Here is a 26,451-nt window from a genome sequence, read left to right as displayed (position 1 = left end):
TGGTCTCCGTTCGATATCGCGACAGACCACGAGTGTTCTGCATCGCCGATACCGACGGTTAGGGGTCCGCTCACAGATCGTCTTGTGATGTGACCACCACCACCGGTCACCGCTCGGGTCGGGAGCGCTCCGCGGTGGGTGATCCCGGCGACCCCGACCGCAGCAGACGTACCGCGACGATCAGGTCCATCACCTCGGTGAATCGGCGCAGGTCGCGGCCGGTGCGCTCCGCGATGCGCTCGAGCCGGTAGTAGGCGGTGTTGACGTGCAGGTGCAACCGCTCGGCCGCCACCTTCGCGTTCAGATCGGACTCGACGTACGCCTCGAGGGTGTCCAGGTAGACCCGATCGCCGGCGACCTCCTCGCGGACGAAGGCGGTGATCCGCGGATCGATCAGGCGGTAGGCGGTCGTGTCGTCCGCGCGCAGCAGGTAATCGATCGGGGACAGCGAGGTCGCGGCGCGGACGGTGACGGCGCCGTCGGTTCCGGGGCCGTCGGGTCCGATGCTGTCGCGGGTCACCGTCGCCTCCCGATGGGCCTGCGCCACGAAGTCCCAGTCGTGGTGCACCGTCGAGATCCCGGTGGCGATACCGGAGTTCGGTGTGTCGACGTCCGGCCGGAGCGCGACGAAGCGCGCGACGATCTCGGCCGGGTCGGCGGTCGGGAACAGGCCGATCACCTCGTCGTGGCGCGCGACGATCAGCCCGGTGCCGCCGCGGCCGACCGCGGTGCGCATCAGCGAGCGGATGCGGGTGAGCGCGGAGTCGTCGATCCCGTCGGGCAGGCGGGTCGAGGTCGCGACGAAGGGGGCGCCCGCGGTCAGCCCGGCGGTGTTCAACAGGGCCCGCCGCGGACCGATGATCGGCCGGCGCCCGGCGAGCAGGTCCTCGATCAGGTCGCGCCGCATCCGTTCCCCGTCGGCGAGGCGGAACTGCTCGGCCTCCAGGTAGGCGCTGCCGGCGTCGGAGCTGACCAGTTCGATCACCTCGAGCAGCAATTCGCCGGTGCGGGTGAGGATCGCGGCGATATCCCGATCCCGGCAGCGGGGATCGAGGTCGTCCATCTCGGCGATGGTGGCGACCAGACGTCGCCAGAAGGTGATGTGACCGATCCGGAAGGCGCGCAGGAAGTCGTGCAGGCCGATGCCCTGCTGGACCCGGCTCGACGCGAACTCCGGGGTGGCCGGGAAGTCGGCGGCCGCGGGGGAGCGATTGGTGTGCAGGCAGCTGACCAGGGCGCGGAAGACGCCGAGGCTGTGGTTGTACAGCTGCACCTGCAGCAGGGGGTCTCGGCTGATCCCGTAGGCGGCGACCTCGGCGGTGATCGTGTCGGCCGAGTCGCGGGCGATCGATCCGACGTCCGGGCCGATGCGATCGGCCAGCAGGCGCAGCAGGTGGTCGAGATCGTGTCGGCATCCGAAGTCCGATGGCGCCGTCATTGCACGAACCGTACGCGGTCCGAGCGGGCCGTCGGGTCGAAATCGCCCGCCGCTTCGGCCTTGGCCGGCCGTGCCCCGGCGGTCTGCGACCTAGCCGAGGACGCGGCGCAGATAGCTGTTGTCGAAGACCCGGTCGGGGTCCCACCGGTTGCGAACGCGCCGGAAGTCCTCGAAGTGCGGGTAGCTCGGCGCGAGATCCTCCGCGGTCCGATGGTGGACCTTGCCCCAATGCGGCCGGCCGCCCATCGCCCGGGCCATCGCCTCGAAGGCGCGGAAGTAGTCGTCGGCCTCGCGGCGGTAATATTCGTGCACCGCAACGTATCCGGTCGGCCTGCCGAAGGCGGTGGACAGCCAGATGTCGTCGGCCGCGGCGCAGCGGACCTCGACGGGAAAGGCGGTGCGATAGTCGGTCTGCCCGAACCACTGCGACAGCTCGCGCAGCAGATCCGGGATGCGCTCGACCGGTACCGCGTACTCCATCTCGCGGAATCGCACCCGCCGCGGGGTGACGAACATGCGGTAGCTGCGGCCGACCGAGTGGGAGGTCGATCCGGCCACGCTCGCCGACAATCGGTTGACCGACGGGATCATTCGCGGCACGCGGGTGACGACCCGGTTGATCACCTCGAAGACCCCGTTCTCGAGGGTCTCCTTACCGATCCGGCCGGCAAATCGGGCGGCGGCGGCGCGCCATCCCGGGCTTGCGTCACCCTCGACCGACAGTCGGCGATTGCGCTTGGTGTGGACCTGGTCGGTATGCGGGAACCAGTAGAACTCGTAGTGATCGTTCGCGGTTCGGTCCTGCTCCCAGTTCTCGAGGACCGGGTCGAGCCGGCCGGGCCCCTCGACCGCCTCGAGCAGGAAGGCCGGCACGCAGCGCAACACGATGGTGGTCACGACGCCGAGGGCGCCGAGGCCGAGCCGGGCGGCGGCGAACAATTCCGGCTCTGTGGTCGGATCGCAGCGGACCGCGGTGCCGTCCGCGGTGACGATCGTCATGCCGGCGATCTGATCGGTCAGGCCGGTGAACGCCGAGCCGGTACCGTGCGTGCCGGTGGACAGGGCGCCGCTGAGGGTCTGGGCGTCGATATCGCCCATATTGCGCATCGCCAGACCCAGCGACCACAGCGCCGGGCCGACCTCGTGCAGCCGGGTCCCGGCCCCGAGACCGACCAGAACGGTCCCGTCGGGTTCGGGGACGAGGCTCTCGATACCGCTGAGATTGCGAACGTTGAGGGCGACGCCGTCGGTCACGGCTATCGTGTTGAACGAATGGCCCGAGCCGAGCGCTTTGACCCGCTGCCCGGCCTCGTGCGCGCGGCGGACGGCGTCCTCGACATCGGCGGTGGAGCGGGCGACCACCAGATCGCTCGGTGAGGCGCTGACATTGCGTCCCCAGTTGACCCAGCCCTGCCGGCGTCCGCTGGTCCGATCCGGTTGCCTGTCCCGATCCGGTTGCCGAGCCGGCGGAGGAAGCGTTCGCACGACCCCACTATCTCCTGGACACTTGTTCAGGTCAAGTCGGTGACATCCGAATATCGGTGGTCGGATTAAGATCTGTTCATGCTTTCTCGCATGCCCGCGCCGGAACGTCGAAATCAACTGGTTGAGGCGGCGCTGACTATTGCTTCACGGTCGGGAGTCGCCTCGGTGACGGTTCGCGCGGTCGCGGAGGAGGCCGGCGTCTCCCTCGGTGTTGTGCACTATTGCTTCCAGGACAAGGAAGAAATGGTCACCGCGATGGGGCAGGCTCTCGTCCTGCAACTCGCCGGGTCGATCGACACCCTGGTCGACCTGATCGTCACCCAGATGGACGAGCCGCCGTCGGGACAGTCCGGCCTGCGAGATCTGTTGTACCGCGGCCTGATGGCGATGTGGGCGCATATCGAATCCGTGCCGAACCGCGAGTTGTTGACGTACGAAATCACGTGTTACGCATTGCGCTCGCGCCCTTCCGGTTCCGAGGCGTCGTCGCGAATTGCCGAGGAACAGTATCGGGTGATGGATGCGCAGGCGTTCGAGTTTCTCGATCGGGCGGCGGCGTTGACCCGGACGACGTGGACCGAGCCGTTGGTGGATTTGGCGCGTATGACCATTCTGTCGATCGACGGATTTGTGCTGCGGTGGTTGGTCGATCGCGACGCGGAGGCCGTTCGGCGCCAAATCGAATTGCTGGCGGGACGGCTGGCGGCCGCCGCCGTCGCTCGATGACCCTGCACCGGCAACCGATCCGACCGAACGAATCCGACAGCCGACGCGCATCGGTCGCCCCCGCGATCGACCTCTCGCTCGACGCGGTCGCCCGCCGTCTCAACGGTGCATTCGACACGCTCGCCGCGCCGGTTCTGGCTCTGGACATGGCGGCCCTGCGCGCCAACGTCGAGGATCTGCGGCGCCGGGCGCTGGGAACCCCGATCCGACTGGCGACCAAGTCGATCCGCGTCGAGGCGGTGATCGACCTGCTGGTCGGTGCGGACGCCGGCGTCACCGGTTTCCGGGGAGCGATGGCCTACAGCGCCGCGGAGGCGGTGTACCTGGCCCGTCGCGGAGTCGCCGACATCCTGGTCGGCTATCCGACGGTCGATCGCGCCACCATCGCCGAGATCGCGGCGGATGACGTTCTGCGCGAACGCATCACCCTGATGGTCGACAGTGGGGACCAGGTGGGACTGGTCGCCGACGCGGCCTCGGGCGCCCCGGTGCGGCTCTGCCTCGACATCGACGCGTCGCTGAGGATCGGGCCGGCGCACCTCGGGGTGCGCCGCTCGCCACTGCGCACCCCGGCACAGGCGGCGGCGGTCGCCGCCGATGCCCGTGCCCGCGGGCTGACGGTGGTCGGGGTGATGTTCTACGAGGCGCAGGTCGCCGGCATGCCGGACCGGCAGGACGGGATCGCCGCGGCGCTGCACGAGCGGGCGGTCGCACTGGTCAAGCGGCGGACGATGCGCGAATTGTCGACCCGGCGCACCGCGGTGGTCGACGCGGTCGTCGACGCCGCGGGACCGATCGAACTGGTCAATTCCGGTGGCACCGGCTCGATCTCCGAGAGCGCGGCCGACCCGGTGGTCACCGAGGTGACGGCCGGTTCCGGGGTATTCGGGCCCACCCTGTTCGACCGGTACACCTCCTTCCGTCCGCATCCGGCGCTGATGTACGCGCTGCCGATCGTGCGTACACCCGGCCGTCGGATCGCCACCGCGTTCTCCGGCGGTTACATCGCCTCCGGGCCACCGTCGGCGTCCCGGGCCCCCAGCCCGGTGGCTCTCTTCGGCGCGGGAGGGGTGGCGGTTCCGCTTCGGGGACTGGTCGCCGCCGAGGGGGCGGGGGAGGTTCAGACGCCGATCCGCCACCGGGGCACCGTTCGGCCGGGCGACCGGCTGTGGATGCGGCATGCGAAGTCGGGAGAGATCTGCGAACGATTCGATCGGGTCCACCTGGTCGAGCCCAACGGAGCGGTCACCGAGGTCCCCACCTACCGGGGCGCCGGACTCTGCTTCGGCTGACCCCACGATCCGCTCCCGGACGAACGACAACCGCCGGCCGCCCCGAGGGACGACCGGCGGTATGCCGAACGAGACGGTCGATCAGGAATAGATCGAGTCGATCGCCGCAGCGCGCTCCTTCTGAATGATGTTGCGCTTGAGCTTCATCGTGGGCGTCATCTCGCCGCTCTCGATCGTGAAGTCGGCGTCGAGCACCTTGTACTTCTTGACGGCCTCGGCCTTCGACACGTGCTTGTTCGCGGTGGCGATCAGCTCGTCGAGCTCGGCGATCATGTCCGGGTTGGTGGACAGCTCGGCGACCGTGGTCGACTCCGGCAGGTTGTGCCGCTGCTTCCAGCCCGGCAGCGCCTCCGGATCGAGGGTGATCAGCGCGCCGATGAACGGCTTGGCGTCACCGACGACCAGGCACTGGCTGACCAGCGGATGGGCGCGGATCGCGTCCTCGAGGATCGCGGGGGCGACGTTCTTGCCGCCGGCGGTGACGATGATTTCCTTCTTGCGGCCGGTGATCGAGACGAAGCCGTTCTCGTCGATCGTCGCGATGTCACCGCTGTGGAACCAGCCGTCGCGGATCGCTTCGGCCGTCGCCTCGGGGTTCTTCCAGTAGCCCTCGAAGACGACCGGTCCCTTGAGCAGCAGTTCGCCGTCCTCGGCGATCTTCGCGGACATGCCGGGGATCGGCCGGCCGACCGAGCCGACCCGCTGGAACTCGGGGGAGTTGACGGTGATCGCCGCGCTGGTCTCGGTCAGGCCGTAGCCCTCGTAGACCGGCACGCCGATACCGCGGAAGAAGTGGCCGAGCCGGGCGCCGAGAGCGGCACCGCCGGAGACGGCCGCGACGCAGTTGCCGCCGAGAGCGGTCTTGAGCTTCGAGTAGACCAGCTTGTCGAAGACGGCGTGCTTGAGCTTGAGGCCCAGGCCGGGACCGCCGGTGTCCTGCGCCTTGCTCCACTCGATCGCCGTGGCCTCGGCCTTCTCGAAGATCGAGCCCTTGCCGCCGTCGTACGCCTTCTGCTTCGCGCCGTTGTAGACCTTTTCGAATACGCGCGGCACCGAAAGGATGAAGGTCGGCTTGAAGATCGCGAACTGCTCGACCAGCGTCGTCGTATCGGAATGGTGGGCGACGGTCACGCCGGTCTCGAAGGCGCCGAACGCGATCGCCTGGGCGAAGCAATGCGCCAGCGGCAGGAACAGCAGTGTGGTGCTGCCCGGCCGGAAGAGGAAGGCGAGGCTGGTACGGACCGCGGCGACCTCGGCGTAGTAGTTGCCGTGGGTGAGCTGGACACCCTTCGGCCGGCCGGTGGTTCCGGAGGTGTAGATCAGCACGGCGCCGGTCTTGGCGGTGATGCCCGCGGTGCGCTCGGCGATCACCTCGTCGCCGATCTCGCTGCCGCGGCCGTCGATCTCCGCGAGCGCGCCGTTGTCGAAGACCAGGGTCTCGACCAGGTCGGGAGCGGCGGCGGCGACGTCGGCCACCGTGTCGAGTTCGGTGGCCGAACCGACCACCAGCAGCTTGGTGCCCGAATCCTCCAGGATCCACTTCGCCTGCTCGGCGGACGACGTCTCGTAGATCGCGACCGTCGTCGCGCCGGTGGCCCAGATCGCGTAGTTGAGCACGATCCACTCGTACCGGGTCCCGGACATGATCGCGACCCGGTCGCCGGCCTCGATACCGCTCGCGACCAGGCCCTTGGCCGTGGTGGTTACCTCGTCGGCGAACTGCTTGCTCGTGACGTCGTAGTAGGTGTCACCTTTGCGGCGCTGGAAGGGTACGTGTCCGGGTTGTTCCTTCGCGAAGCGAAAGACCGAAGCAACCAGGGACGCATTTTCCGGAACCGTATAAGTGGCCGGATTCGTGAACTCGAGCACGAGGGAACCTCCGAAGTATCTGTAACGTCTATTTCATCACACCCGGGCCCGAGGAGTGTCCGCCGTCCCCCGTTCGAAACGTGACCGATATGTCGTGTTCGGGGGCGTTCCCCGATGGCCGGTTCGCTCCCCGGCAGCTCTCCCGGCCGGACCCATACCTTCCGGCGGCTCAACTCGGCCGACTGCGGGTCGCGGCCGATCCGTGTCGTCCGGCCGTCGCGAATGGCGGACCCACCGGGTGCCGCGGCACGAGTTGTGAGCAGTCGAGCGCCCGCGCGCCACGGATCGTCGACCGTCGACTACCCTGGTGTGCGGATATGACTAGCTCAGAATCGGTACCAGTCGAGCCGATGACATCGAACCAGTACGCACCCACCGACGCCCCGCCAGTTGGGCTCGAGGGGGAGCGAAGTGACCCCGCGCCCGCCCCGGTGGTGGGCGAGCCGAGCGACGGCCGAACCGTCGCGAGCGCGGACGAGCCCGAGGGCGCGGCCGAGACCGCGGCGCCGGAACGTCCGGACGAGCCCGAGGGGCCGCGCTTCGCCGACCTCGACATCGATCCGCGGGTCCTGCGCGCGCTCTCCGACGTCGGCTACGAGTCGCCGTCGCCCATTCAGGCCGCGACCATTCCGCCGTTGATGGACGGCCGGGACGTGGTCGGGCTCGCCCAGACCGGTACCGGCAAGACCGCGGCCTTCGCGGTGCCGATCCTCTCGCGCATCGACGTGTCGACCCGCCAGCCGCGCGCGCTGGTGCTCGCCCCCACCCGGGAGCTGGCGCTGCAGGTGGCCGAGGCATTCGGCAAGTACTCCGCGCACATCCCCGGCCTGCAGGTTCTGCCGATCTACGGCGGCCAGTCCTACGGTGTGCAGCTCTCCGGGTTGCGCCGGGGCGCCCAGGTCGTCGTCGGCACCCCCGGACGGGTGATCGACCACCTCGAACGCGGCACCCTCGACCTGTCGAACCTGGACTTCCTGGTCCTCGACGAGGCCGACGAGATGCTGACCATGGGCTTCCAGGAGGACGTCGAGCGGATCCTCGCCGACACCCCGGAGTACAAGCAGGTGGCGCTGTTCTCGGCGACGATGCCGGCGGCGATCCGCAAGCTGTCGGGCAAGTATCTGCACGACCCGGTCGAGATCACCGTCCAGTCGAAGACCTCGACCGCCTCCAACATCACCCAGCGCTGGGTGCAGGTCGCCCATCAGCGCAAGCTCGACGCGCTCACCCGCATCCTCGAGGTCGAGGCCTTCGAGGCGATGATCGTCTTCGTCCGCACCAAGCAGGCGACCGAGGATCTCGCCGAGCGGCTGCGCGCCCGCGGCTTCGCGGCCGCGGCGATCAACGGCGACATCAACCAGTCCCAGCGCGAGCGGACGATCTCCCAGCTCAAGAGCGGGCAGATCGACATCCTGGTCGCGACCGACGTCGCCGCCCGCGGGCTCGACGTCGACCGCATCTCGCACGTCGTCAACTACGACATCCCGCACGACACCGAGTCCTATGTGCACCGGATCGGGCGTACCGGCCGCGCCGGGCGCACCGGCGAGGCGCTGCTGTTCGTCGCGCCGCGCGAGCGACATCTGCTGCGCTCGATCGAGCGGGCGACCAAGCAGCCGTTGACCGAGATCCCGTTGCCGACCGTCGACGACGTCAACGCGCAGCGCGTGTCGAAGTTCGCCGACTCGATCACCGAGTCGTTGGCGGCCCCGTCGTTGTCTTTGTTCCGGCGTTTGGTCGAGGACTACGCGTCCGAGCACGACGTACCGATGGCGGACATCGCCGCCGCGTTGGCTGTGGCGTCCCGCGACGGTGAGGCCTTCCTGATGGAGCCGGAACCCCCGCCCTCCGAGCGGCCGCGTCGCGACAAGGATCGGGACCGCGATCGGGATCGGGATCGCCCCGGACAGGGTGGTCGGTCGGGTGGTTCCAAGTCGCGCAGCGGTGTGGAGATGGCCACCTACCGGATCGCGGTCGGCAAGCGCCACAAGGTCGTTCCGGGAGCGATCGTCGGTGCGATCGCGAACGAGGGCGGCCTGCGCCGCAGCGACTTCGGGCATATCAGCATCCGGCCCGACCACAGCCTCGTCGAACTGCCCGCGGATCTCTCCCGCGAGACGGTCGATGCGCTCAAGCGCACCCGGATCAGCGGCCAGCTGATCAACCTGCAGCGCGACTCCGGTCCGCCGTCGTCCTCGGCGCCGAAGAAGCGCAAGCGCGACTGAGGCATCCGATCACCGGGGGCGGCCCGGACTCACCACCAGATGTCCTCCGGTGGAGTCGAATTGATCGACAGGATCGTCCACGCCCCCGGCTCGCCCTCCAGCACGCTGATCCCGCCGTTGCGGATGCGCGGCGGCGGTCCGCCGAGGAGCGGGCCCAGCAGGGCGCGGATCGCGCCGCCGTGGCTGACCGCGATGATCGCTTCCCCGGCATGCTCGCCCGCCAGCTGTTCGATGCGCATCGACATCCGGCGGGCGACGTCGTGATGCGGTTCCATACCGGGGAATAGCCCTCCCGGCCATTGGCGCCATCGTTGATACTCCAGGGTGCCCTCCGCATCACCGAACGACCGTTCGACCAGGTCGTCGTGGGTGGCGGTGACCGTCAGGCCGATCTGCTCGCCGATGGCGGTCGCGGTGGCGTGCGCACGGGAGAGAGGAGAGGACACCAGGGTCGACCAGGAATAGGGCAACGCCGCCAGTTCCGTGCCGGCCCGGGTGGCTTGCCGGCGGCCAAGGGCGTTGAGTGGAATATCGGACGAGCCCTGCAGTCGTCCCTCTCGGTTCCAGTCCGTTTCCCCGTGACGGACGAGCGCGACGACGGTCATAGTGAACGCACACTATCCGATCGGTCGGTAAGGGCCGGCCGGTCGGTGCGCTGCGTGCAGTCGGCCGGGGTACCGTCGAGGCGTCGGCGTGGACGGAAGGATATCGAGGATGATGAAGCTTGCGCTCTCCCCTGAGGAGGCCGAGTTCCGCGACGAGCTGCGGACGTTCTACCGCACCACATTTCCGGAGGACATTCGCGAGAGCAATATTCGCGGTGAGCTCAGCCGTGACGACATCGTCCGGTCGATGCAGGTGCTCAACGAGCACGGCTACGCCGTACCCGGCTGGCCCGTCGAGTGGGGCGGCCGCGACTGGAGCCCGGTGCAGCGCCACATCTGGCTCAACGAGATGCAGTTGGCCGGAGTCCCGGAGCCGTTGAGCTTCAACGCCGGGATGATCGGTCCGGTGATCGCCACCTTCGGCTCGCAGGAACTCAAGGAGCGCTTCCTGCCGAAGACCGCGAACCTCGACATCTGGTGGTCCCAAGGCTTCTCCGAGCCCGAGGCCGGGTCCGATCTGGCATCGCTGCGCACCGTGGCGGTCCGCGACGGCGACTCCTACGTGGTCAACGGTCAGAAGACCTGGACGACGCTCGGGCAGTTCGGCGACTGGATCTTCTGCCTGGTCCGGACCGACCCGAGCGCGCCGAAGAAGCAGATGGGCATCTCGATGCTGCTGTTCCCGATGGATGCGCCCGGCGTGACCGTGCGACCTATCGAGCTGATCGATGGTGGCTTCGAGGTCAACGAGGTCTTCCTCGAGAACGTCCGCGTGCCGGTCGAGAACCTTGTCGGCGAGGAGAACGCCGGCTGGACGTACGCGAAGTTCCTGCTGGGCAACGAGCGCACCGGCATCGCGCGCGTCGGTGAGACCAAGCGTGCGCTCGCCGAGGCCAAGGCCCTCGCCGCCGCGCTGCCCGGCGGATCGCTCTTCGACGATCCGCTGTTCGCCGCCCGTGTGGCCGAGTTGGAGAACGAACTGCTCGCCCTCGAGGTGACGCTGCTGCGCATCGTGGCGAGCTACGAGAAGGGCAAGCCCAGCCCGGCATCGTCGGTGCTGAAGCTGCGCGGCTCTCAACTCGACCAGTTGGTGACGGAGTTGGTGACCGATATCGCCGCGGCCGACTCGCTGCCGGTCGATGCTGCGGACATCGCGAGCCCCGAGTGGGCGCAGCAGTCGGCGCGTCGCTACCTCAACCACCGGAAGGTCTCGATCTACGGCGGTTCCAACGAGATTCAGCGCGGCATCATCTCGTCCGGCATCCTCGGCCTCTAGACCTTCTGTTCGCCCCTTCATCCGCAAGGACACCAGCATGCATTTCGAATTCGATGACGAACAGAAGATGTTGCGCGACACCGTGCGTGACCTGCTCGCCAAGACCTACGGCGATGCCGAGGCGCGCCGCCGCGCAGTGGCGACCGACCCCGGCTACAGCACCGAGGTCTGGCGGCAGCTCGCCGAGACCGGCATCCTCGGTCTGACCTTCTCCGAGGAGGACGGCGGCGTGGGCGCCGGACCCGAGGAATTGATGGCGGTCATGGTCGAGATCGGCCGGGTGCTGGCACCCGAACCGCTGCTCGACGCCGTCGTGGTCCCCGGCGGTCTGATCGGCGCGCTCGGCTCGGCCGAACAGCGCGGCCGACTGCTGCCCGAGGTGGCAGAGGGATCGTTGTTGCTGGCCTTCGCCCATGCCGAGCCCGGAGTGCGGTGGCCGTCGACCACCCTGGCCACCACCGCGACCCCCGTCGGTGACGGCTGGACGATCTCCGGCACGAAGAACCCGGTGCTGCGGGGTGACGGAGCGGCGACCCTGGTGGTCTCCGCGGTGCGCCCGGACGGCACCACCGGGCTGTTCCTGGTCCAGGCCGACGCCGCCGGCGTCACCCGCACCGCCTACCGCACGCACGACGGATTGCGCGGCGCCCAGGTGGTCTTCGACGGCGCGGCCGCCGAGGAGTTGGGTACCGGCGACGCGAGCGCCGCGATCACCGAGGCGACCGTGCGGGCCCAGGCCGGGCTCTGCGCCGAAGCGGTCGGCGCGATGGAGGAATCGCTGCGGCTGACCTCCGAGTACCTCAAGCAGCGCAAGCAGTTCGGCGTTGTGCTGGCGAAGTTCCAGACCCTGACCCAGCGCGCCGCCGATATGTACGTCTCGCTGGAACTGGCGCAGAGCATGAACCTCTACGCCACGATGACGCTGGCCGACGGCATCGTCGACCCGGTGGTCGCCTCGCGTACCAAGCTGCAGATCAGCACCGCCGCACGGCATATCGGCCAGGAGGCGGTGCAGCTGCACGGCGGTATCGGCGTGACGGCGGAGTACCCGGTGGGCCATTACTTCAGCCGCTTGACCGCGATCGAGCACACCCTCGGTGGCCGCTCCGAGCACCTGAAGGTGCTCGCCGATACGGTCAGCGACCACGAGATGGTCGACGTCACCGGCTGAGATACCTACCCGTGGAAGATATTCGGATGGCCGCACCGCTCGCCGCCGACTACCGGATGCTCGTCGACCCGCCGACGGTCGACGAGTACCGGCGGCTGCGAGCGGTGACCGGTCTGTCGCCCAAGACCGCCCGGCAGGCGGAGGGGGCGATCGCCGGCACCTGGACGTGGCGCACGGTGCGCACCGCGTCCGGGGAAGCCGTCGGCATGGGCCGGGTGGTCGGCGACGGCGGTTGGTACTTCCTGATCGCCGATATGGCGACCCTGCCCGACCATCAGGGCCGCGGCATCGGGGCGGCGGTGCTGCAATCGCTGCTCGCCGAGATCCGCGAACGGGCCGAGCCCGGCGCCTACGTGACTCTCACCGCCGACCCGCCCGGTCGGCACCTCTACGAGACCCACGGCTTCGAGGACGTCGCCCCGGCGCGGACCGGAATGTGGTTGCGCGACTAGGGATCGCGTGTGCGGTCGCTGCCGAGGGGCTCGCGTCGAGGTCGTGTGGAAATCGGCACCTATACGGTCCGCGAGCACGTATATCGTGTCCGCGGACCGTATAGGTGCCGATTTCCACACCTCAGTCCTGCGAGCAGGTCCTCGCACAGATCGCGGCGAAGGTCGTACGCGCGTGGTCGGGTTGGTCGCGGTGTGCGGCGATCGCGGCAGCCAGGGCGATCCGCGCCTGGGAGGCCCGGAGCAGTCCGGTCGGGATCGCCCCGGCCGCGGCCATATCGTGGCCGCCACCCCCGCCGCCGTAGGCGGTGCTGATCGCTCCGAACGGGGTGCGACTGGTCAGCGCCACCGGAATACCGGCGGCCGTTGCCTCACCGATCGCGACCGTCACATCGGGGTGGGCGTTGCCGCCGCCGAGCGCGACGACCACCAGACCGTCCACCCCGGCGGCGATCGCCGCGCGGATCGTGCGACCGGTCGCCCCGACGTGCAGGGTCACGATGTCGACCACCACATCGGCGATCGGCGCCGGCGGCAGGGTCATCCGGCCGCCCGACGGCTGCACATCTTCGGTCGGCTGCACATCTCCGGACGGCTCCACATCGCTGGTCCGCTCCAGATCGCCGGCCGAGGGGGCGTCGTCCGCTAGGTTCTGGCCGAAGCCGTCGAGGCGGGCGGTATCGAGCTTGGTGGTCCCCGCCGCGGGAAGCACCCGGTCGGCGAAGGCGATCCAGGTGCGGCCGGCGCGAGCGGGGTCGCGAGCGGCGGCGATCGCCAGTTCGAGGTTGGCCGGGCCGTCCGGATCGGGATGGTCGGCCGTCCGCTGCGCGCCGGTGAAGGCCACCGCGGCATCGCCGGTGTGATGCAGGTCGACCAGCATCGCGGTCTCCTCCATCGTGTCGGTCCCGTGCGTGACCACCACCCCGACGACGGTGGGATCGGCTGCGGCCCGGCGGACCTCGGCGTCGATGCGATCGAGTTGCGCCAAGGTCAGCGCCGAGGAGTCGACCGCGAAGAGGTCGACGATCCGCAGCGAGGAGCCTGTCGCGTCGACGGTGTCGGCCGGGTCGAGGCCGCCCGGCAATCCGTCGGCGACGGTCGCGACCCCGGCGTCGTCCACGCGGGCGGCGATCGTGCCGCCGGTGCCGATCAGCACGACGGTCGAGGCCGTGGTCGACCCGGTCATCGGGCGTCCGTCGCCGACACATCGGAGCGGTGCGGCAGCACGATGAGCTGCCCGGTGCCCGGGTGATCGAAGGTGTCGATCGGATGCCGATAGACCCGGTCGATGTGGTCGGCGGTCAACACCTCGCGCGGGGTACCCGCCGCGACGGTTTCACCGTTGTCCATCAACACGATGCGGTCGGCGTAGGCGGCGGCGAGGGCAAGATCGTGCACGACCACCAGGATCGCCGCTCCCTGCCCGGACCGCTGCCGGAGGGTCGAAAAGAGGTGCTCCTGGTGCCGCAGATCCATCGCGGCGCTGGGTTCGTCGAGCATCAGCACCGGGGTGCGCTGGGCGAGGGCCCGGGCGACGGCGACACGGGCGCGCTCGCCGCCGGACAGGGTCGCCATCGACGCCTCGCGCAGCCCGTCGAGCTCGCAGAGCCCGATAGCCTCCTCGATCGCGGCGGCCGACTCGACCCGCTCGGGGCGGCGCTCCCAGGGGTGGCGGCCCATCGCCACCACATCGTCCACCGTGAACCCGAAGCTCACATCGTTCTGCTGTAGGACGATCGCCCGGCGGCGGGCCAACTCGCGGCGCGGGATCTCCGCCATCTCGACCCCGTCGAGCAGCACCCGCCCGCCGGCGGGCCGCTCGATCCCCGACAGCGCGGACAGCAACGTCGACTTGCCGCAACCGTTCGGACCGATCAGCGCGACGATCGTGCCGTGGTCGACGTGCAGCGAGGCCGACCGCACGATCGTGCGTCCACCCCGCGCGACGGCGACGTCCGTGGCCTCGAGCGCGGGGGTCACCATCCGTGCGCCCGCTTGCGCAGCAGTACGAAGAAGACCGGCGCCCCGACCAGGGCGGTCACCATGCCCAGCGGCAGGTCCGCCCCGCCGACCAGGGTGCGGGCGACCAGGTCGGAGATCAGCAGGATCAGCGCCCCACCCAGGGCGGAGGCCGGCACGAGCACCCGGTGCGCCGGTCCGACGATCATGCGCAGCAGGTGCGGGACCACCAGCCCGACGAACATCACGATGCCGGTGAACGACACCGCCCCGGCGACCAGGACCGCCACCAGCACCATCGCTGTCCGCCGCAGCTTGTCGACGTCGATGCCGAGCCCGGCCGCCTGCGCCTCGCCGAGGGCGAGCAGATCGAGTCGGCGGGCCAGCAACCACGCCGCCGGCACCCCGATCGCCACGATCGCCCCGACGATCCACACCGCCTCCCAGGACGCCGCGTTCAGCGACCCCAACTGCCAGAAGACGATCTGATCGCGCGCGGTCGGGGAGGCGATGAACGTCATCAACGCGATCAGCCCACCGGCGAAGGCGTTGACCGCGATACCGGTCAGCACGATGGTGATCACCGCCGCGCGGCCGTCTTTGACCGCCAGCAGGTAGACACCGGCCGCGGTGATGACCCCACCGAGAAAGCCCGCGGCGACCAGCGGCAACCCGGACGCGAAGAAGCCGCCGGCGACGAAGGCGGCCGACGCGCCGACCGCCGCGCCGGAGGACACTCCGACGACACCGGGTTCGGCCAACGGGTTGGCCAGGACGCCCTGCATCAGCACGCCGGCGCAGCCGAGGGCGGCGCCGATCAGCGCGGCGAGAATCACCCGCGGGAAGCGCACCACCCACAGCGTTTCCTCGCCGCGCGGGTGCGAGGGCAGCGGGCCGATCTCGAGGCCCATATGGTGCAGGACGCTGCCGATCACCTCGCTGTACGGGATGTACACCTGCCCTTGACCGGCGCAGTAGAGGCCGACGGCGACCACGGCGACCGCCAGCACGATCAGCGTCGGCGCGGCGGGCAGAACGGTGCGCCGACGGGTGGGGCCCACCGGCGCCGTCCGTGCGACCTGCGGGGAATCGGTCACCGGTACATCGCATCCGCCAATGCCGAGAGCACCCGCCCGGTGCGCGGGCCGAAGCCGAGGATGTACGAGTCGTCCATCGCGATGATGCGGTCGTTGCTGCCCGCCGAGGTCTGGGCGATACCGGGCAACTGGGCGACCGCGTCGAGGCCGCCGACCGATTCTGCGCCCGCCGCCATCACCAGGATCACGTCCGGGTCGGCGGCGATCATCGCCTCGGTGGTGATCGCCAGGAACGGTTGGGTCTGCCCGGCGACGGTCGCCGCGTCGGTCGCCCCCAGGGCGGCGATCAGGTCGTCGGCGCCGGAGCCGGGACCGGCCATCAGCTGCAGGGCGGCCCCGCGCAGGTAGACGAAGGTGGCGGTGACGTCCTCGGTACCGGCCGGGATCGTCGCACGGGCGGCGGCGATCTCGTCGCCCACCCGCCCGGCGAGGTCGCTCGCCGCGTCCGGTACCCCGAGGGCCGCGCCGACCGCCTCGATCTGGGTGGTGACGGTGTCGACCGATCTGCCCGGGTCGAAGGTGACCACCGGAACGCCGGCCTCGCGCACCCGGTCGATCGCCTCCGGGGGACCGATCGAGGAGTCGACCAATAGCACGGTGGGATCGAGATCGAGGATCGCCTCCGGGGTCAGGCGGTGACCGCTGTCGGTGACCACCGGCACGTCGGCCACCGTCGGATCGTCGGTCGGCACATCGCGCCCGACGATCGAACCGCCGAGGCCCAGTGCGAGCACGGTCTGCGCGAGGGTGCCGTAGCGGTCGAGCGCGATGATGCGCGACGCGTCGGTCACGGTCACCTCGGAGCCGCCGAAATCGGTGACGGTGACCGGCAGGTCCGGGGTGGGGGTCGATTCGGGTGTGACGTAGGGCTCGGCGAGGGTCGCGGTCTGCGGCCCGGGGCGCAGGATCTCGTCCACCGAGGCGGACGACGCCGCCGTCGACGAGTCGATCGGATCGGTCGAGCAGCCCGCGAGCAGGAGCGCGAGCGCGGCGGCCGCCCCCGCGAGCCGCCGCCGTCCGGGAAAGTGGTCGGAACGGGGCGGCATGCGGCTGACGGTCACACAGGACAGGCTAACTGCCCCGCCGGCTGTGACGGGGCCCCCACCCGCGGGAGCCCCGTTCGCCTAGAGGTCGAGCGTCAGTTCGTCGTCGACGCAGCGTGATACGCAGATCAGCATCGATCCGGCGTCGCGTTCGGCGTCCGACAGGATCGTGTCGCGGTGCTCGACCTTGCCGTCGAGCACCTTGATCTTGCACGTCCCGCAGAAGCCCTGCCGACAGCTGTAGGGCACGCCCGGCAGCTCGCGCCGAATCGCCTCCAAAGCGGGCTCGTCCGCGGCGACCGGTACCCGCACCCCGCTCTTGGCGAGCGTGATGGTGAACGGGCGGCCACCGACGACCGGGGGCGCGGAGAACCGTTCGTAGTGCAACTCCACGTCCGGGCGCCCGATCAACGCCTGTCGCAGATTCTCGAGCATCATCGGCGGGCCACAGGTGTAGACGGTCGACGGCTCGGCCGACGGGCTGCCGGAATCCTCGTCGCCCAGCAGATCCGCCGGCGTCGGCAGACCGTGCTCGTCGTCGGTACGAATGGTGATCTTGCTGCCGTACGGCCGCAGTTCGTCGAGGAACGGCAGGCTCTCGCGGCTGCGGCCGACGTAGATCATCGACCACGGCAACTCGAGCCGTTCCGCGGTGGCGAGCATCGGCAGGATCGGGGTGATCCCGATGCCGCCGGCCACGAACCGCATCCGGGTCGCGGGGGAGCCGAATCCGGGCAGTGACAGCGGAAATGCGTTGCGCGGCCCCTTGACTCGGATCGTGTCGCCGACCTTCAGCGCGTCGTGGACCTCGAGCGAACCGCCGCCACCGTCCGGGATGCGCCGTACCGCGATGCGGTAGGTGTCCTGCACGGTCGGATCGCCGCACAGCGAGTATTCGCGCATCCGCCCCGACGGGAGCAGCAGGTCCAGGTGCGCACCGGCGTACCACCGCGGCAGCGGCTCGTCGCCGACCGGGCCGAAGGTCAGCTCGATGACGTTCTCGTCGCGGGCGACCACCCGACGGTCGACGATGCGCACGGTCAGCGTGCGGTCGACCTCCTGCGGCTCGCCGGGGTGGATCAGTCGCTGCCACGCCGGAAACCAGTAGCGTCCGGCGATTCCCAGCCCGCGCAACACCCGGTCGCGTTCGCGGCGTCCGTAGAGATCCGGTGGTGTCGGCAGGAAGTCGGGATCGCCCGCGTCGGGTGCGGTCGATCGATCCATAACGGTCACTGCGCGCCGCCGCGGGCCCCCGGCGAGGCCGCCAGATAGGCGACCGCCTGGGCGGTCGACCCCACGTCGGCCGGATCGTACTTTGTGCTGAAGTACGGCACGGTGGTCAAAATGACCGACCACAGGCTCGGGACGTGGCCGGCGCGCACTCCGCGCAGCCAGCCGACGATGACCTGCGGGAACGGGTAGTTCCGTTCGGGGTCCGCCTTGAGCAGGTAGCGAGTCGTTCGCGAGATGATCAGGAACAGACCGAGGATGGAGATCACCATCGCCCGGATCCGGCTGAGGTAGCTGTTGTCGAAGTAGGTGGCCACCTCGTGGGCAACGCTGCGGTGCTCGACCTCCTCGGCGCCGTGCCACTGGAACATGTCGGTCATCCCCGGATGCGCACCGCCCCTGGCCCAGCCGGAGTTGAGCGCGAAGTCGCCCAGCACCGCGGTGTAGTGCTCGATGGCCGCGATCAACCAGAGGCGCTCGGTGAGGTTCTTGTGCGCCTTGCGCGGTGAATCGGTCTCGCGGGGCTCGAGGAGGCGGCGAAAGATCCAGGCCATCTGTCGCTCGGCCGGATCCGGGTCGATGCCGCCGCGTACCAGGTAGTCGCGCAGAGCCTTGTCGTGGGTATCGGCGTGCACCGCTTCCTGCCCGACAAATCCGCGCATGGCGGAAGCCAATTGCTCGTCGCGGACCAGAGGAAGCGCCTCGTTGAAGGTGCGCACGAACCACCGCTCACCCTCGGGGAGGAACAGATTGAGCGTGCTGATGACGTGCGAGGGCACCGGGTGACCGGGAATCCACTCGAGGGGAGCGTCCGACACGTCGAAATGAACGTCGCGTGCGTGCAATTCGACCGGCCCGGGGTCGAAGGCCTTGTCGTACCGGGGAAGATTGGCGGTCATGGCTCCTCCGATGGGATTGAGGGGGCGGGAATGTCAGACGACGCGGACGCGAGCGAGGGCACGCGAGACGGCGGGCGTGAATCGGTAGGTGCGGTATCCGGCCTGCGCCTCGGGGGTGACCGGGACCACGGCCCGGTTCTTCTCGATCGATCGCACGATTGCCTTCGCCACGCGGTCCGGTGTGTAGTTCCGGCGCCGGTAGGCCGCGGTGATTCGCTCCTGCTGGGCGCGTTCGGTCTCCGCGTCCGCGCCTGCGATCCGGGTACTGCTGGTGATATTGGTGGCCACGATGCCGGGGCAGATCGCGGTGACGCCGATGTGGTCGTCGGCCAGCTCCGCGCGCAGCGATTCGCTGAACAGCAGGACGCCGGCCTTGGTGGCGGCGTAGGCGCCGAGGCCGCGCTGCGGGGTGAACGCGGCGGCCGAGGCGAGGTTGACGATGTGGCCGCCGACGCCGCGTTCGACCATCGCCTTGCCGAATAGTCGGCTGCCGGTGATCACGCCGGTGAGGTTGATGTCGATCAACCGGCGGATCTGCGCATCGGTCGCGTCGAGAATGCTGCCGGCGAGGGCGACACCGGCGTTGTTGACCACGATGTCCGGCACACCCTGGGCGGCGATGATCGCGGCGACGGTCTCGGCGAAGGCCTCGTCGTCGGCGACATCGAGCTGGTAGGCGCGGGCACGACCGCCGGCCGCGTCGATCGTGTCGGCGACCGTCTTGGCGGCGGCGATGTCGATATCGGCCAGCGCCAATTCCGCGCCCCGCTCGGCCAGCGCCAACGCGGTCTCGCGCCCGATACCGCTGCCGGCACCGGTGATGACCGCCAGGCGGCCGGTGAAGGACCCGGGAGCCTCGGTGACGCGGAGCCGGTCGATCTCCGGATCGGGGGTGCCCTCGAGGGAGGCGATGAAGCGGGTGGTGATGTCGGCGATGAACTCCGGCCGGGAGAACGGCAGCCAGTGGCCGTTGGCGGTGTCGATCCGCCAGAGATTGGTCGCATAGCGCCGGCTGTTGTCGAAGATCGGCGGGCGCAGCGCGATATCGCGGTGGTTGACCACCTCGAGCACCGGAATGTCGGTGGGGCGCGCATCCGGTCGCGCCAATGCGGGGCGGATGTTCGCGCGGTAGTAGGCCAACCCGGCGGTGGTGTCGGCGCGGAAGGTCGCCCCGGTCACCACGTCCGAAGTGGGGGTGCCCTCGATGAGGTTGATGAATCGCGGCCAGACGCCGGGCAGTGCGAGGACCTTCGTGGCGAGCACCGGCAGGACCGGCAACTGGAACAGGCCCGTATAGGCCGAGGACGCCAGCTGGGAGAAGGCGGCGCGCAGCGAGGCGGGCGTCGGTCGGGACAGCCGTTCGCGCACCCAGGCACCGAGGTGATCGAGATTGGGACCGGAGATCGAGACGAAGGACGCGATATAGCGGTCGGCGCCCTCGGTGGTCACCGCCTCCCAGGCCTGCACCGAACCCCAGTCGTGGGCCAACACGTGGACCGGGCGGTCGGGGCTCGTCGCCCGAACGACGGCGAACATATCGCCGGCGAGCTGCGGGAGGCGGTAGCGATCGACCGAGCGCGGGCGGGTGGTTCCGCCGTATCCGCGGGTGTCGTAGGCGATGAGGTGGAAGCGGTCGACCAGGTCGGCGGCGGCTGCCGTCCACAGCTCGTGGGTATCCGGCCACCCGTGCATGAGCAGCAGCGGCGTCTTGCCGGGAGTGCCCGCTTCGAAGACGGCGATCGAGATGCCGTCGTGCTCGACCGTGCGTGGCCGCCACGCGATGTGCCGTGCTGTCGCAGTGGCTTGTGTCTCCGTTGACATGGGATAACGCCTCTCGCCGGTCGTACCGCTCGGAGAAATACGTTACCACTCGTATCAGATACTGAGGGTATCTCCTGACGGTCCCGAGGGATTCTCGCGACGCCCTCCGAGGCGAGGTGGAACGCGGGTGCCCGCTGAGCTCGGGTGATGCCGGACACAACCTACACGTGATGTCGAACACACTCTTGGAGTGGCCTCGGACACACGAAAGCGGTGCCATCGACGAGCGATGGCACCGCTTTCGTAGGAGCCGGTGGTCTCCGGCCCCGGTGTTGTCAGACCTTCTGTGGTGTCAGACCTTCTGGGGTGCCTTGTCCTCGGCGCCCTGCGCCTGCGTGCGCGCCATACCGCGTTCGATCGCGGCGACCAGTTCGGCCCGCAGGTTGGACGCGGCCACGATCCGGTCGACCGAACCGACCCGCTGGGCCCGCTCGATGTTGTGGATGCCCTCGAACTCCGCCGCCACCTCACCGAGCTTGTCGGAGCGGACCGCGGCCCGTACGGCATCGAGTTCCAGACGCAGGTGCGCCCGGTCGATGTCGCTGGTCGCGGCCGCGATCTGCGCCTCGATCTGCTGGACCCGCTCGTCCCGAGCGGTGCGGGTGGTCACCTCGCGGGAGAAGACCACCGCGGCCGCCGGGGCGCCACCGATCACCGAGGCGAACGAGCCCTCGACCGCGAGCACCTCCATGTTGTCGTTGAGGGCTCCGGAGAAGACCACGAACGCGCCGCCGTGGTAACGCGAGATCACGCAGAAGACCACCGGACCGTCGAAGTTGACGATCGCCCGACCGATCTCCGCGCCGTTCTCCAACTGGATATTGCGCAGCGACTCGGGGGAGCCGTCGAAGCCGGAGAGGTTGGCCAGCACGACCACCGGACGGTTGCCGCTGGCGGCGTTGATCGCGTGGGCGGTCTTCTTCGACGACTGCGGGAACAGCGTGCCGGAGGTGTACTGCTCCGGGCCGTCGGCCGGGAACCACCCCTTGCGCTGGATCGGCCGCGACTCGATACCGATGACCGTCAACGGATACCCGGCCAGATGGGCGTCGAAGACCACCGAGGTCTCGGCGCCGGCCATATCGGCCCAGCGTTCGAGCACGATGTGGTCCTGGTCGACCACCGAACGCATCACCGTCCGAATGTCGAACGCCTTCTTGCGTTCCGGGTTCTTCTCGGCCGAGAAGATGTCGCCGACGGTGGTGAAGTCGCTCGACGGATGGGTATGCGGGTAGCCGGTGATATCCCGATCGGTCGGGTCGGTGGTCGCAGCGCGGCGCGGGAACCGCTCGCCCGGGGCGATATAGGCGTGCTCGTAGTGCCGCAGCAGAACCTCGCAGGCGGTGGCGAGATTCGGTGCCCAGTACTGCGCTTCGCCGTTCGGTCCCATGACGCGGTCGTAACCGCCGATGCCGAAGTTGTCCTCCGCCGAGATACCGCCGGAATAGTCGAGCGCCTGCTTGCCGGTCAGCACCATCGCGCTGTCCGGGGTCATCACCAGGATGCCCTTGGTGTGGGTGAGCATCGTGGCCTCGGCGTTCCAGTACGGCTGGGCGCCGACGTTGATGCCCGCGACGACGATGTTGATCTCTCCGCCACCCTGGGTGAAGGTGATGATCCGCCGCAGCGCCCGCGAGACCCAGTCCATGTTCTCGGTACCGGAATCCATGGCGATGGTCGCGCCGGAGGAGACGGTGAACCACTCGACCGGGACGCCCAACTTCTCGGCGAGGTCGATACCGGCCACCACCCGGCTGCACTCCGCCTCGGCGACGGTGCCCAGCGCCCGGGTCGGGTCGCCGAAGAGCGTCACGCGGGTCATGCCCTCGGGATAGAGCGCGGTCGGCGTGCTGGTCAGGCCGACGATGATGCCCGCGCGATTGTTGCCGTGCGCGCGCTCGATCGGAACCAGATCGCCCGCCTCGTCGAAGTCGTACTCGACGAAGGTGCCCTCACGGCCGGTGAGGATCGAGACCAACTCGTACGGGTAGACGGTGTCGCGAGCCCGCGAGCGCCGCACCTTCTGCGAGTACTCGTCCTCCGGGCGCAGCGCCTCGGACGGCGGCTCGGTGACATCGACGGTCACCCCGGCGCCGTGCCGGTAGGTGAAGTTCAGCGCGACGTCGCGCGGCTCGCGGCCGACCGCGAGCAGGCGCGTCAGGACGGTGATCTTCTCGAGCCCGGCCGCGACGGTCAACGGCACGATGTCGTCGGCGATCGAGGTCAATTCCTCGAGCGGGGAGGCGACCAGCGGCCACACGTAGAGCACGACCCGATTGCTGTCGAGGCGACGCTTGCCCCGGCGGGCCTGATGGCGGCGGATGCCGTCCAGGCAGGACGCGAGCTGCCGTTCGAGTGCCGGGAAGCCGACCACTCGACCCGCCTCGTCGCGCGACAGATCGATATCGCGGATCTCCGCGAACGCGACCAGCCGCTCGTCCTTCGGGTTCTCCTTGGCCACCAGGTGGAACAGGTAGGTCTCCGGAGCCGCGGGCAGACGGGTCGGGGTGAAGTTCTTCATCCGCCACAGCTGCAGCCGGCGTCCGGTCAGCGGATGCATATCGCGCTGCCGCTGGTCCTCGACCACCCCGACGTCCGGCAGGGCGCGGAAGGTCAGCTGCCGCGGCCGTCCCGAGTCCTGGTCGTCGATCACGGTGACGGTGACCCGCCGCCAGACCTGCATCGCCGGGTGGTCGCGCAGGACCTGGAGCAGCTCGGCGGCGACGGTGTCGGTGTCGGGCGCGTTCGACCAGCTCAGGTAGAGGTCGACCGTCGGCTGACCGGTCGCGTCGGCGGTGCACCGATCGGCGGTCGCCAGCGCCTCGGCGAGCTGGTCGTGCTCACCGGTCAGGGCGACGACCTGCAGGTCGACACCCTCGACGCGGTAGCTGCCGGTCACCACGGTCCGGCCGTCGACCGACGCCGTGGTGATCTGGCCGAGGCCGTGGATCCGGTAGTACTGCCGCGTGATCACCTCGAGCAGGACATCCGGATTGGCCGGACGCTGCCCGAGCAGGTCGATCAGCGGCGCGGAGGAGTCGACCAGCGCGTCGATCCGGCGGGCGCGATCGGCGGCCAACGGATGCTCGCCCAGGTACTGCAGGATGCCGCGGACCTCGTCGTTCGCACGCTCGCGAGCGCGCAGGATCTCCGGCTCGTCGAACAGGCGGTAGCGCAGGTTGCGGGCCAGGTCGCCGATCACCGGGTAGCGAACCTGGGTCGCGACGATCAGCAGATCGAGCACGTCGGCGAATTCCGGTGTCGCCTGGGCGTCGTCGGCCCGGTTGACGATGCGGCTCTCCAGCAGCGCGCTGATCGCCGGCACCTGCTGCTCCATGCGCTGCTGGGCGACGAAGATGCGGTGCACCGCGTCGCCGAGTTCGTTGCGCTCGGCGTCGACGGTCGTGTCGTAGTGCCGCAGCGCGCGGGCGAGCTTCTCGCGGAACTGCTCCGGCAAACCCTGCACGTCCGAGTCGAGCGACTGCAGGAACGAGTGGAAGTGCTCGCGGGGGCTGTGCACCGGGGTGTCGACCAGCTCGCCGACCCCCGGCTTGTTGCGGGACAACTCGCACAGGTCGGCGAAGGTCTGCAGGACGTCGATCTCCGCGGCGAGCAGCACCGGATCGGCGTCGCCGATCTGCGCGCGCAGCTGCTGGTACTCGGCGACCAGTTCGCGGGAGCGTTCCGCGCTGACGTCGTAGCCGGTGATCTGGGCGCGCAGGGTGTCGAGCCGATCGAGCGCCGCCTCGCGCGGGTCGGTCTGCTCGCTGTCGGCCTGCGAGGCGAACTCGACGCGCTCGGAGGCCTCGGCGGTGTCCTGCTCGCCCGCGGGATCGACCCGCAGCAGCGGGGCACCCGAGTCGACCTGCTCGTTGACCACGGCCAACACATCGCGCACGCGCCCGGCAACCGGGGCGCGCACCGCGGTCTCCATCTTCATCGACTCGAGGACGACGACGATGTCGCCCGCCTCGATCTCGTCGTCGACCGAAACCGGCACGGCCACAACAACAGCCGGGGCCGGAGCGCGGACCACGCCCGCCTCGTCCTGGCTGACGCGGTGGGTGATGCCGTCGACCTCGATCAGGTACTGCGCGGCGCCGGGTACAGCGACAACGCGGAAACGCTTGTCGTGCAGGTCGATTCGACGCTCGTACTCACCGATGCGCTCGACGGCGACCTCGATCTCACCGGTGCCGGGATCGACCCGGTAGCTGTGCGGACCGACCTGGGAGACGTCGAGCTGATAGGCCTGTCCGAGGTAGCTCAGCTCGATGCGTCGGCCGATCTGCTGGGACGAGCGCGGGCGGCCGCCGCGGGCGGACCCGAGGAAGCTGTTGCGCTGGTGCTCCTCCTCGAGGGCGTAGCTCTCCAGCGCGGCGGCGATCAGGGCGACATCGGCCAGCGGCGGAACGGTCGACGTACCGGTGGGGCCGGTGCGGTCGAGCCAGCCGGTGTCGGCGGTCGCCTCGATGACCTCGGGGCGGTCGAGCAGGTCGAGCAGGAACGACTTGGTGGTCGTACCACCGTCGATGACCACGGTGGTCTCGCGCAGGGCGGTGCGCAGGCGGCCGAGGGCCTCGTCGCGGGTGCGGCCCCAGGCGATGATCTTCGCGACCATCGAGTCGAAATCGGGCGGGATGACATCGCCGCGGGCGATACCGGTGTCGACGCGCAGACCGGGGCCGAGCGGGAAGTCGAGCAGGCGCACCGCGCCGGGGGCGGGAGCGAAGCCGTTGTCGGCGTCCTCGGCGTTGAGGCGCGCCTCGATCGCGTGCCCCTTCTCCGGCGGGCAGTCACCCTCGAGGGCGCCACCGTCGGCGACGTGAATCTGCAGCTTGACCAGGTCGAGTCCGGTGGCCGCCTCGGTGATCGGGTGCTCGACCTGCAGGCGGGTGTTGACCTCGAGGAAGGTGAAGATCTTCTGCTGCGGCTGGTAGAGGTACTCGACGGTCGCGGCGCCCTTGTACTTGGCGGCCTTGACCAGGTTGGCGGAGACTTCGCGCAGATGGAGCGACTGCTCCTCGGTCAGCAGCGGCGAGGCGGATTCCTCGATCACCTTCTGGTTCTTGCGCTGGATCGAGCAGTCGCGCACGCCCGGCGCCCAGACGTTGCCGAAACCGTCGGCGATGATCTGTACCTCGACGTGCCGCGCGTCGGTGACCAGCCGTTCGATGAAGACGACGGGGTCGCCGAAGGACCGCTCGGCCTCACCCTGGGTGCGCTCGAGGGCGACCTCGAGCTCGTCCTCGGAGTAGACCTTGCGGATACCGCGGCCGCCGCCGCCGCTGCGAGCCTTGATGATCAGGGGGTAGCCGATCGCCTGCGCGTGCCGACGGGCATCGGCGCGGGTCTCGACCGGGCCACCGCTCCAGGGTGCGACCGGCACGCCGACCTTCTCGGCGAGCAGCTTGGCCTCGACCTTGTCGCCGAGCAGGCGCATCGCCTCGGGCGACGGGCCGATGAAGGTGATGCCGAGATCGGCACACAACTGGGCGAAGGTGGGGTCCTCGGCGACGAAGCCCCAGCCGACCCAGACCGCGTCGGCGCCGGAGAGGCGCAGCGCCCGTTCGAGCTCGGCGTAGTCGAGGTAGGGGCTGCCGGCGCCGGTCGCGCGCAGGGCCACGGCCTCATCGGCCTGCCGGACGAACATCGCTCGCCGCTCGGCCTCGGTGTGCAGGGCTACCGTCCGTATCGAGTAGCCGTGCTCGGCGTTCAATTCGCGAACCGCGCGGATGAGGCGTACGGCCGCCTCGCCGCGATTGACCACTGCAATACGTGTGAACATATCCCTACTTCGGTCGAATCGGTGGCCCGCGTTAGCAGCAGTCGAATGCTGGCCCGCGGCGAACGTTGCCCATGAGAA

The 26,451-nt window shown here is 69.6% G+C and carries 18 protein-coding genes; 6 read left to right on the top strand and 12 right to left on the bottom strand.

Going from position 1 to position 26,451, the window contains the following annotated elements; translation table 11 throughout:
* Positions 1 to 106: 106 nt before the first annotated feature.
* Both MB1_RS16035 and MB1_RS16030 read right to left on the bottom strand, forming a co-directional pair.
* The gene (locus tag MB1_RS16035) at positions 107 to 1,438 is read right to left on the bottom strand and encodes a PucR family transcriptional regulator (RefSeq protein ID WP_066909357.1); all 1,332 of its coding nucleotides are present in this window, start codon (positions 1,436 to 1,438) and stop codon (positions 107 to 109) included.
* Positions 1,439 to 1,528: 90 nt separating this feature from the next.
* A complete protein-coding gene (locus MB1_RS16030; RefSeq protein WP_084351936.1) occupies positions 1,529 to 2,923 on the bottom strand; it encodes a D-arabinono-1,4-lactone oxidase in 1,395 nt (464 codons plus the stop codon).
* Between the two features lie 78 nt (positions 2,924 to 3,001).
* Between MB1_RS16030 and MB1_RS16025 the strand changes: the two genes are divergently transcribed.
* Positions 3,002 to 3,649, top strand: coding sequence for a TetR/AcrR family transcriptional regulator (locus MB1_RS16025; RefSeq protein WP_066909355.1), 648 nt, complete (start codon positions 3,002 to 3,004; stop codon positions 3,647 to 3,649).
* Positions 3,646 to 4,941, top strand: a complete 1,296-nt coding sequence (locus tag MB1_RS16020) for a type III PLP-dependent enzyme domain-containing protein (RefSeq protein ID WP_084351934.1) — start codon at positions 3,646 to 3,648, stop codon at positions 4,939 to 4,941. The genes MB1_RS16025 and MB1_RS16020 overlap by 4 nt, the downstream gene beginning before the upstream one ends.
* 81 nt (positions 4,942 to 5,022) lie before the next feature.
* Here MB1_RS16020 and MB1_RS16015 read toward each other — a convergent pair whose 3' ends face one another.
* Complete coding sequence (locus MB1_RS16015) at positions 5,023 to 6,810, bottom strand: AMP-dependent synthetase/ligase (protein ID WP_066909351.1); 1,788 nt, start codon at positions 6,808 to 6,810, stop codon at positions 5,023 to 5,025.
* 350 nt (positions 6,811 to 7,160) lie between these two features.
* Here MB1_RS16015 and MB1_RS16010 point away from each other — a divergent pair, with 350 nt between their 5' ends.
* On the top strand, positions 7,161 to 9,035 hold the full coding sequence (locus MB1_RS16010) for a DEAD/DEAH box helicase (RefSeq protein ID WP_245650220.1): 1,875 nt from the start codon (positions 7,161 to 7,163) through the stop codon (positions 9,033 to 9,035).
* 29 nt (positions 9,036 to 9,064) lie between these two features.
* Here MB1_RS16010 and MB1_RS16005 read toward each other — a convergent pair whose 3' ends face one another.
* The gene (locus MB1_RS16005; RefSeq protein ID WP_066909348.1) at positions 9,065 to 9,640 is read right to left on the bottom strand and encodes a histidine phosphatase family protein; all 576 of its coding nucleotides are present in this window, start codon (positions 9,638 to 9,640) and stop codon (positions 9,065 to 9,067) included.
* A 112-nt stretch (positions 9,641 to 9,752) separates the two neighbouring features.
* Between MB1_RS16005 and MB1_RS16000 the strand changes: the two genes are divergently transcribed.
* Genes MB1_RS16000 through MB1_RS15990 form a run of 3 tightly spaced genes read left to right on the top strand, consistent with a single transcriptional unit; the run spans position 9,753 to position 12,539 of the window.
* Entirely contained in the window at positions 9,753 to 10,916 is a 1,164-nt protein-coding gene (locus tag MB1_RS16000; protein ID WP_066909558.1) for an acyl-CoA dehydrogenase family protein, read from the top strand.
* A 37-nt stretch (positions 10,917 to 10,953) separates the two neighbouring features.
* Positions 10,954 to 12,087, top strand: a complete 1,134-nt coding sequence (locus MB1_RS15995) for an acyl-CoA dehydrogenase family protein (RefSeq protein WP_066909345.1) — start codon at positions 10,954 to 10,956, stop codon at positions 12,085 to 12,087.
* 26 nt (positions 12,088 to 12,113) lie between these two features.
* A complete protein-coding gene (locus tag MB1_RS15990) occupies positions 12,114 to 12,539 on the top strand; it encodes a GNAT family N-acetyltransferase (protein WP_066909555.1) in 426 nt (141 codons plus the stop codon).
* A 121-nt stretch (positions 12,540 to 12,660) separates the two neighbouring features.
* On the opposite strand, the gene MB1_RS15985 is transcribed toward MB1_RS15990, so the two are convergent.
* The 8 genes from MB1_RS15985 to MB1_RS15950 all read right to left on the bottom strand — a co-directional run bounded on the left by MB1_RS15985 (position 12,661) and on the right by MB1_RS15950 (position 26,373).
* A complete protein-coding gene (locus MB1_RS15985) occupies positions 12,661 to 13,722 on the bottom strand; it encodes an asparaginase domain-containing protein (RefSeq protein ID WP_066909340.1) in 1,062 nt (353 codons plus the stop codon).
* Positions 13,719 to 14,519 carry a heme ABC transporter ATP-binding protein gene (locus MB1_RS15980; RefSeq protein ID WP_066909337.1) on the bottom strand — a complete coding sequence of 267 codons (801 nt, stop codon included), beginning with the start codon at positions 14,517 to 14,519 and terminating at the stop codon, positions 13,719 to 13,721. The genes MB1_RS15985 and MB1_RS15980 overlap by 4 nt, the downstream gene beginning before the upstream one ends.
* Positions 14,513 to 15,556 (bottom strand): FecCD family ABC transporter permease, encoded by a 1,044-nt coding sequence (locus tag MB1_RS15975; protein ID WP_084351971.1) that lies wholly within the window; start codon positions 15,554 to 15,556, stop codon positions 14,513 to 14,515. Before MB1_RS15975 ends, MB1_RS15980 begins: the two co-directional genes overlap by 7 nt.
* Before the next feature lie 32 nt (positions 15,557 to 15,588).
* A complete protein-coding gene (locus tag MB1_RS15970) occupies positions 15,589 to 16,638 on the bottom strand; it encodes a heme/hemin ABC transporter substrate-binding protein (protein WP_066909552.1) in 1,050 nt (349 codons plus the stop codon).
* 78 nt (positions 16,639 to 16,716) lie between these two features.
* Positions 16,717 to 17,859: a PDR/VanB family oxidoreductase gene (locus tag MB1_RS15965; protein ID WP_066909331.1), complete on the bottom strand. Its 1,143-nt coding sequence runs from the start codon at positions 17,857 to 17,859 to the stop codon at positions 16,717 to 16,719.
* A 5-nt stretch (positions 17,860 to 17,864) separates the two neighbouring features.
* Positions 17,865 to 18,764 carry a metal-dependent hydrolase gene (locus MB1_RS15960; RefSeq protein ID WP_066909328.1) on the bottom strand — a complete coding sequence of 300 codons (900 nt, stop codon included), beginning with the start codon at positions 18,762 to 18,764 and terminating at the stop codon, positions 17,865 to 17,867.
* 33 nt (positions 18,765 to 18,797) lie between these two features.
* Complete coding sequence (locus MB1_RS15955) at positions 18,798 to 20,585, bottom strand: SDR family oxidoreductase (RefSeq protein ID WP_066909325.1); 1,788 nt, start codon at positions 20,583 to 20,585, stop codon at positions 18,798 to 18,800.
* A gap of 292 nt (positions 20,586 to 20,877) precedes the next feature.
* Positions 20,878 to 26,373: an ATP-binding protein gene (locus MB1_RS15950; protein ID WP_066909322.1), complete on the bottom strand. Its 5,496-nt coding sequence runs from the start codon at positions 26,371 to 26,373 to the stop codon at positions 20,878 to 20,880.
* Between the last annotated feature and the right edge of the window lie 78 nt (positions 26,374 to 26,451).

This window comes from Millisia brevis NBRC 105863, assembly GCF_001552615.1.
GTDB lineage: Bacteria > Actinomycetota > Actinomycetes > Mycobacteriales > Mycobacteriaceae > Millisia > Millisia brevis.
The sequence above is the reverse complement of the archived record's forward strand: the minus strand, read 5'-3'. Positions and strand labels throughout refer to the sequence as shown.

Bases quoted from the DNA above. Each gene is read 5' to 3' on its own strand.
- MB1_RS15970 (WP_066909552.1), bottom strand. From the start codon at position 16,638: ATGCCGCCCCGTTCCGACCACTTTCCCGGACGGCGGCGGCTCGCGGGG.
- MB1_RS15980 (WP_066909337.1), bottom strand. From the start codon at position 14,519: ATGGTGACCCCCGCGCTCGAGGCCACGGACGTCGCCGTCGCGCGGGGT.
- MB1_RS15985 (WP_066909340.1), bottom strand. From the start codon at position 13,722: ATGACCGGGTCGACCACGGCCTCGACCGTCGTGCTGATCGGCACCGGC.
- MB1_RS15950 (WP_066909322.1), bottom strand. From the start codon at position 26,373: ATGTTCACACGTATTGCAGTGGTCAATCGCGGCGAGGCGGCCGTACGC.
- MB1_RS15995 (WP_066909345.1), top strand. From the start codon at position 10,954: ATGCATTTCGAATTCGATGACGAACAGAAGATGTTGCGCGACACCGTG.
- MB1_RS15965 (WP_066909331.1), bottom strand. From the start codon at position 17,859: ATGGATCGATCGACCGCACCCGACGCGGGCGATCCCGACTTCCTGCCG.
- MB1_RS16010 (WP_245650220.1), top strand. From the start codon at position 7,161: ATGACATCGAACCAGTACGCACCCACCGACGCCCCGCCAGTTGGGCTC.
- MB1_RS15990 (WP_066909555.1), top strand. From the start codon at position 12,114: ATGGCCGCACCGCTCGCCGCCGACTACCGGATGCTCGTCGACCCGCCG.
- MB1_RS16025 (WP_066909355.1), top strand. From the start codon at position 3,002: ATGCTTTCTCGCATGCCCGCGCCGGAACGTCGAAATCAACTGGTTGAG.
- MB1_RS15955 (WP_066909325.1), bottom strand. From the start codon at position 20,585: ATGTCAACGGAGACACAAGCCACTGCGACAGCACGGCACATCGCGTGG.
- MB1_RS16035 (WP_066909357.1), bottom strand. From the start codon at position 1,438: ATGACGGCGCCATCGGACTTCGGATGCCGACACGATCTCGACCACCTG.
- MB1_RS16005 (WP_066909348.1), bottom strand. From the start codon at position 9,640: ATGACCGTCGTCGCGCTCGTCCGTCACGGGGAAACGGACTGGAACCGA.
- MB1_RS15960 (WP_066909328.1), bottom strand. From the start codon at position 18,764: ATGACCGCCAATCTTCCCCGGTACGACAAGGCCTTCGACCCCGGGCCG.
- MB1_RS16020 (WP_084351934.1), top strand. From the start codon at position 3,646: ATGACCCTGCACCGGCAACCGATCCGACCGAACGAATCCGACAGCCGA.
- MB1_RS16000 (WP_066909558.1), top strand. From the start codon at position 9,753: ATGAAGCTTGCGCTCTCCCCTGAGGAGGCCGAGTTCCGCGACGAGCTG.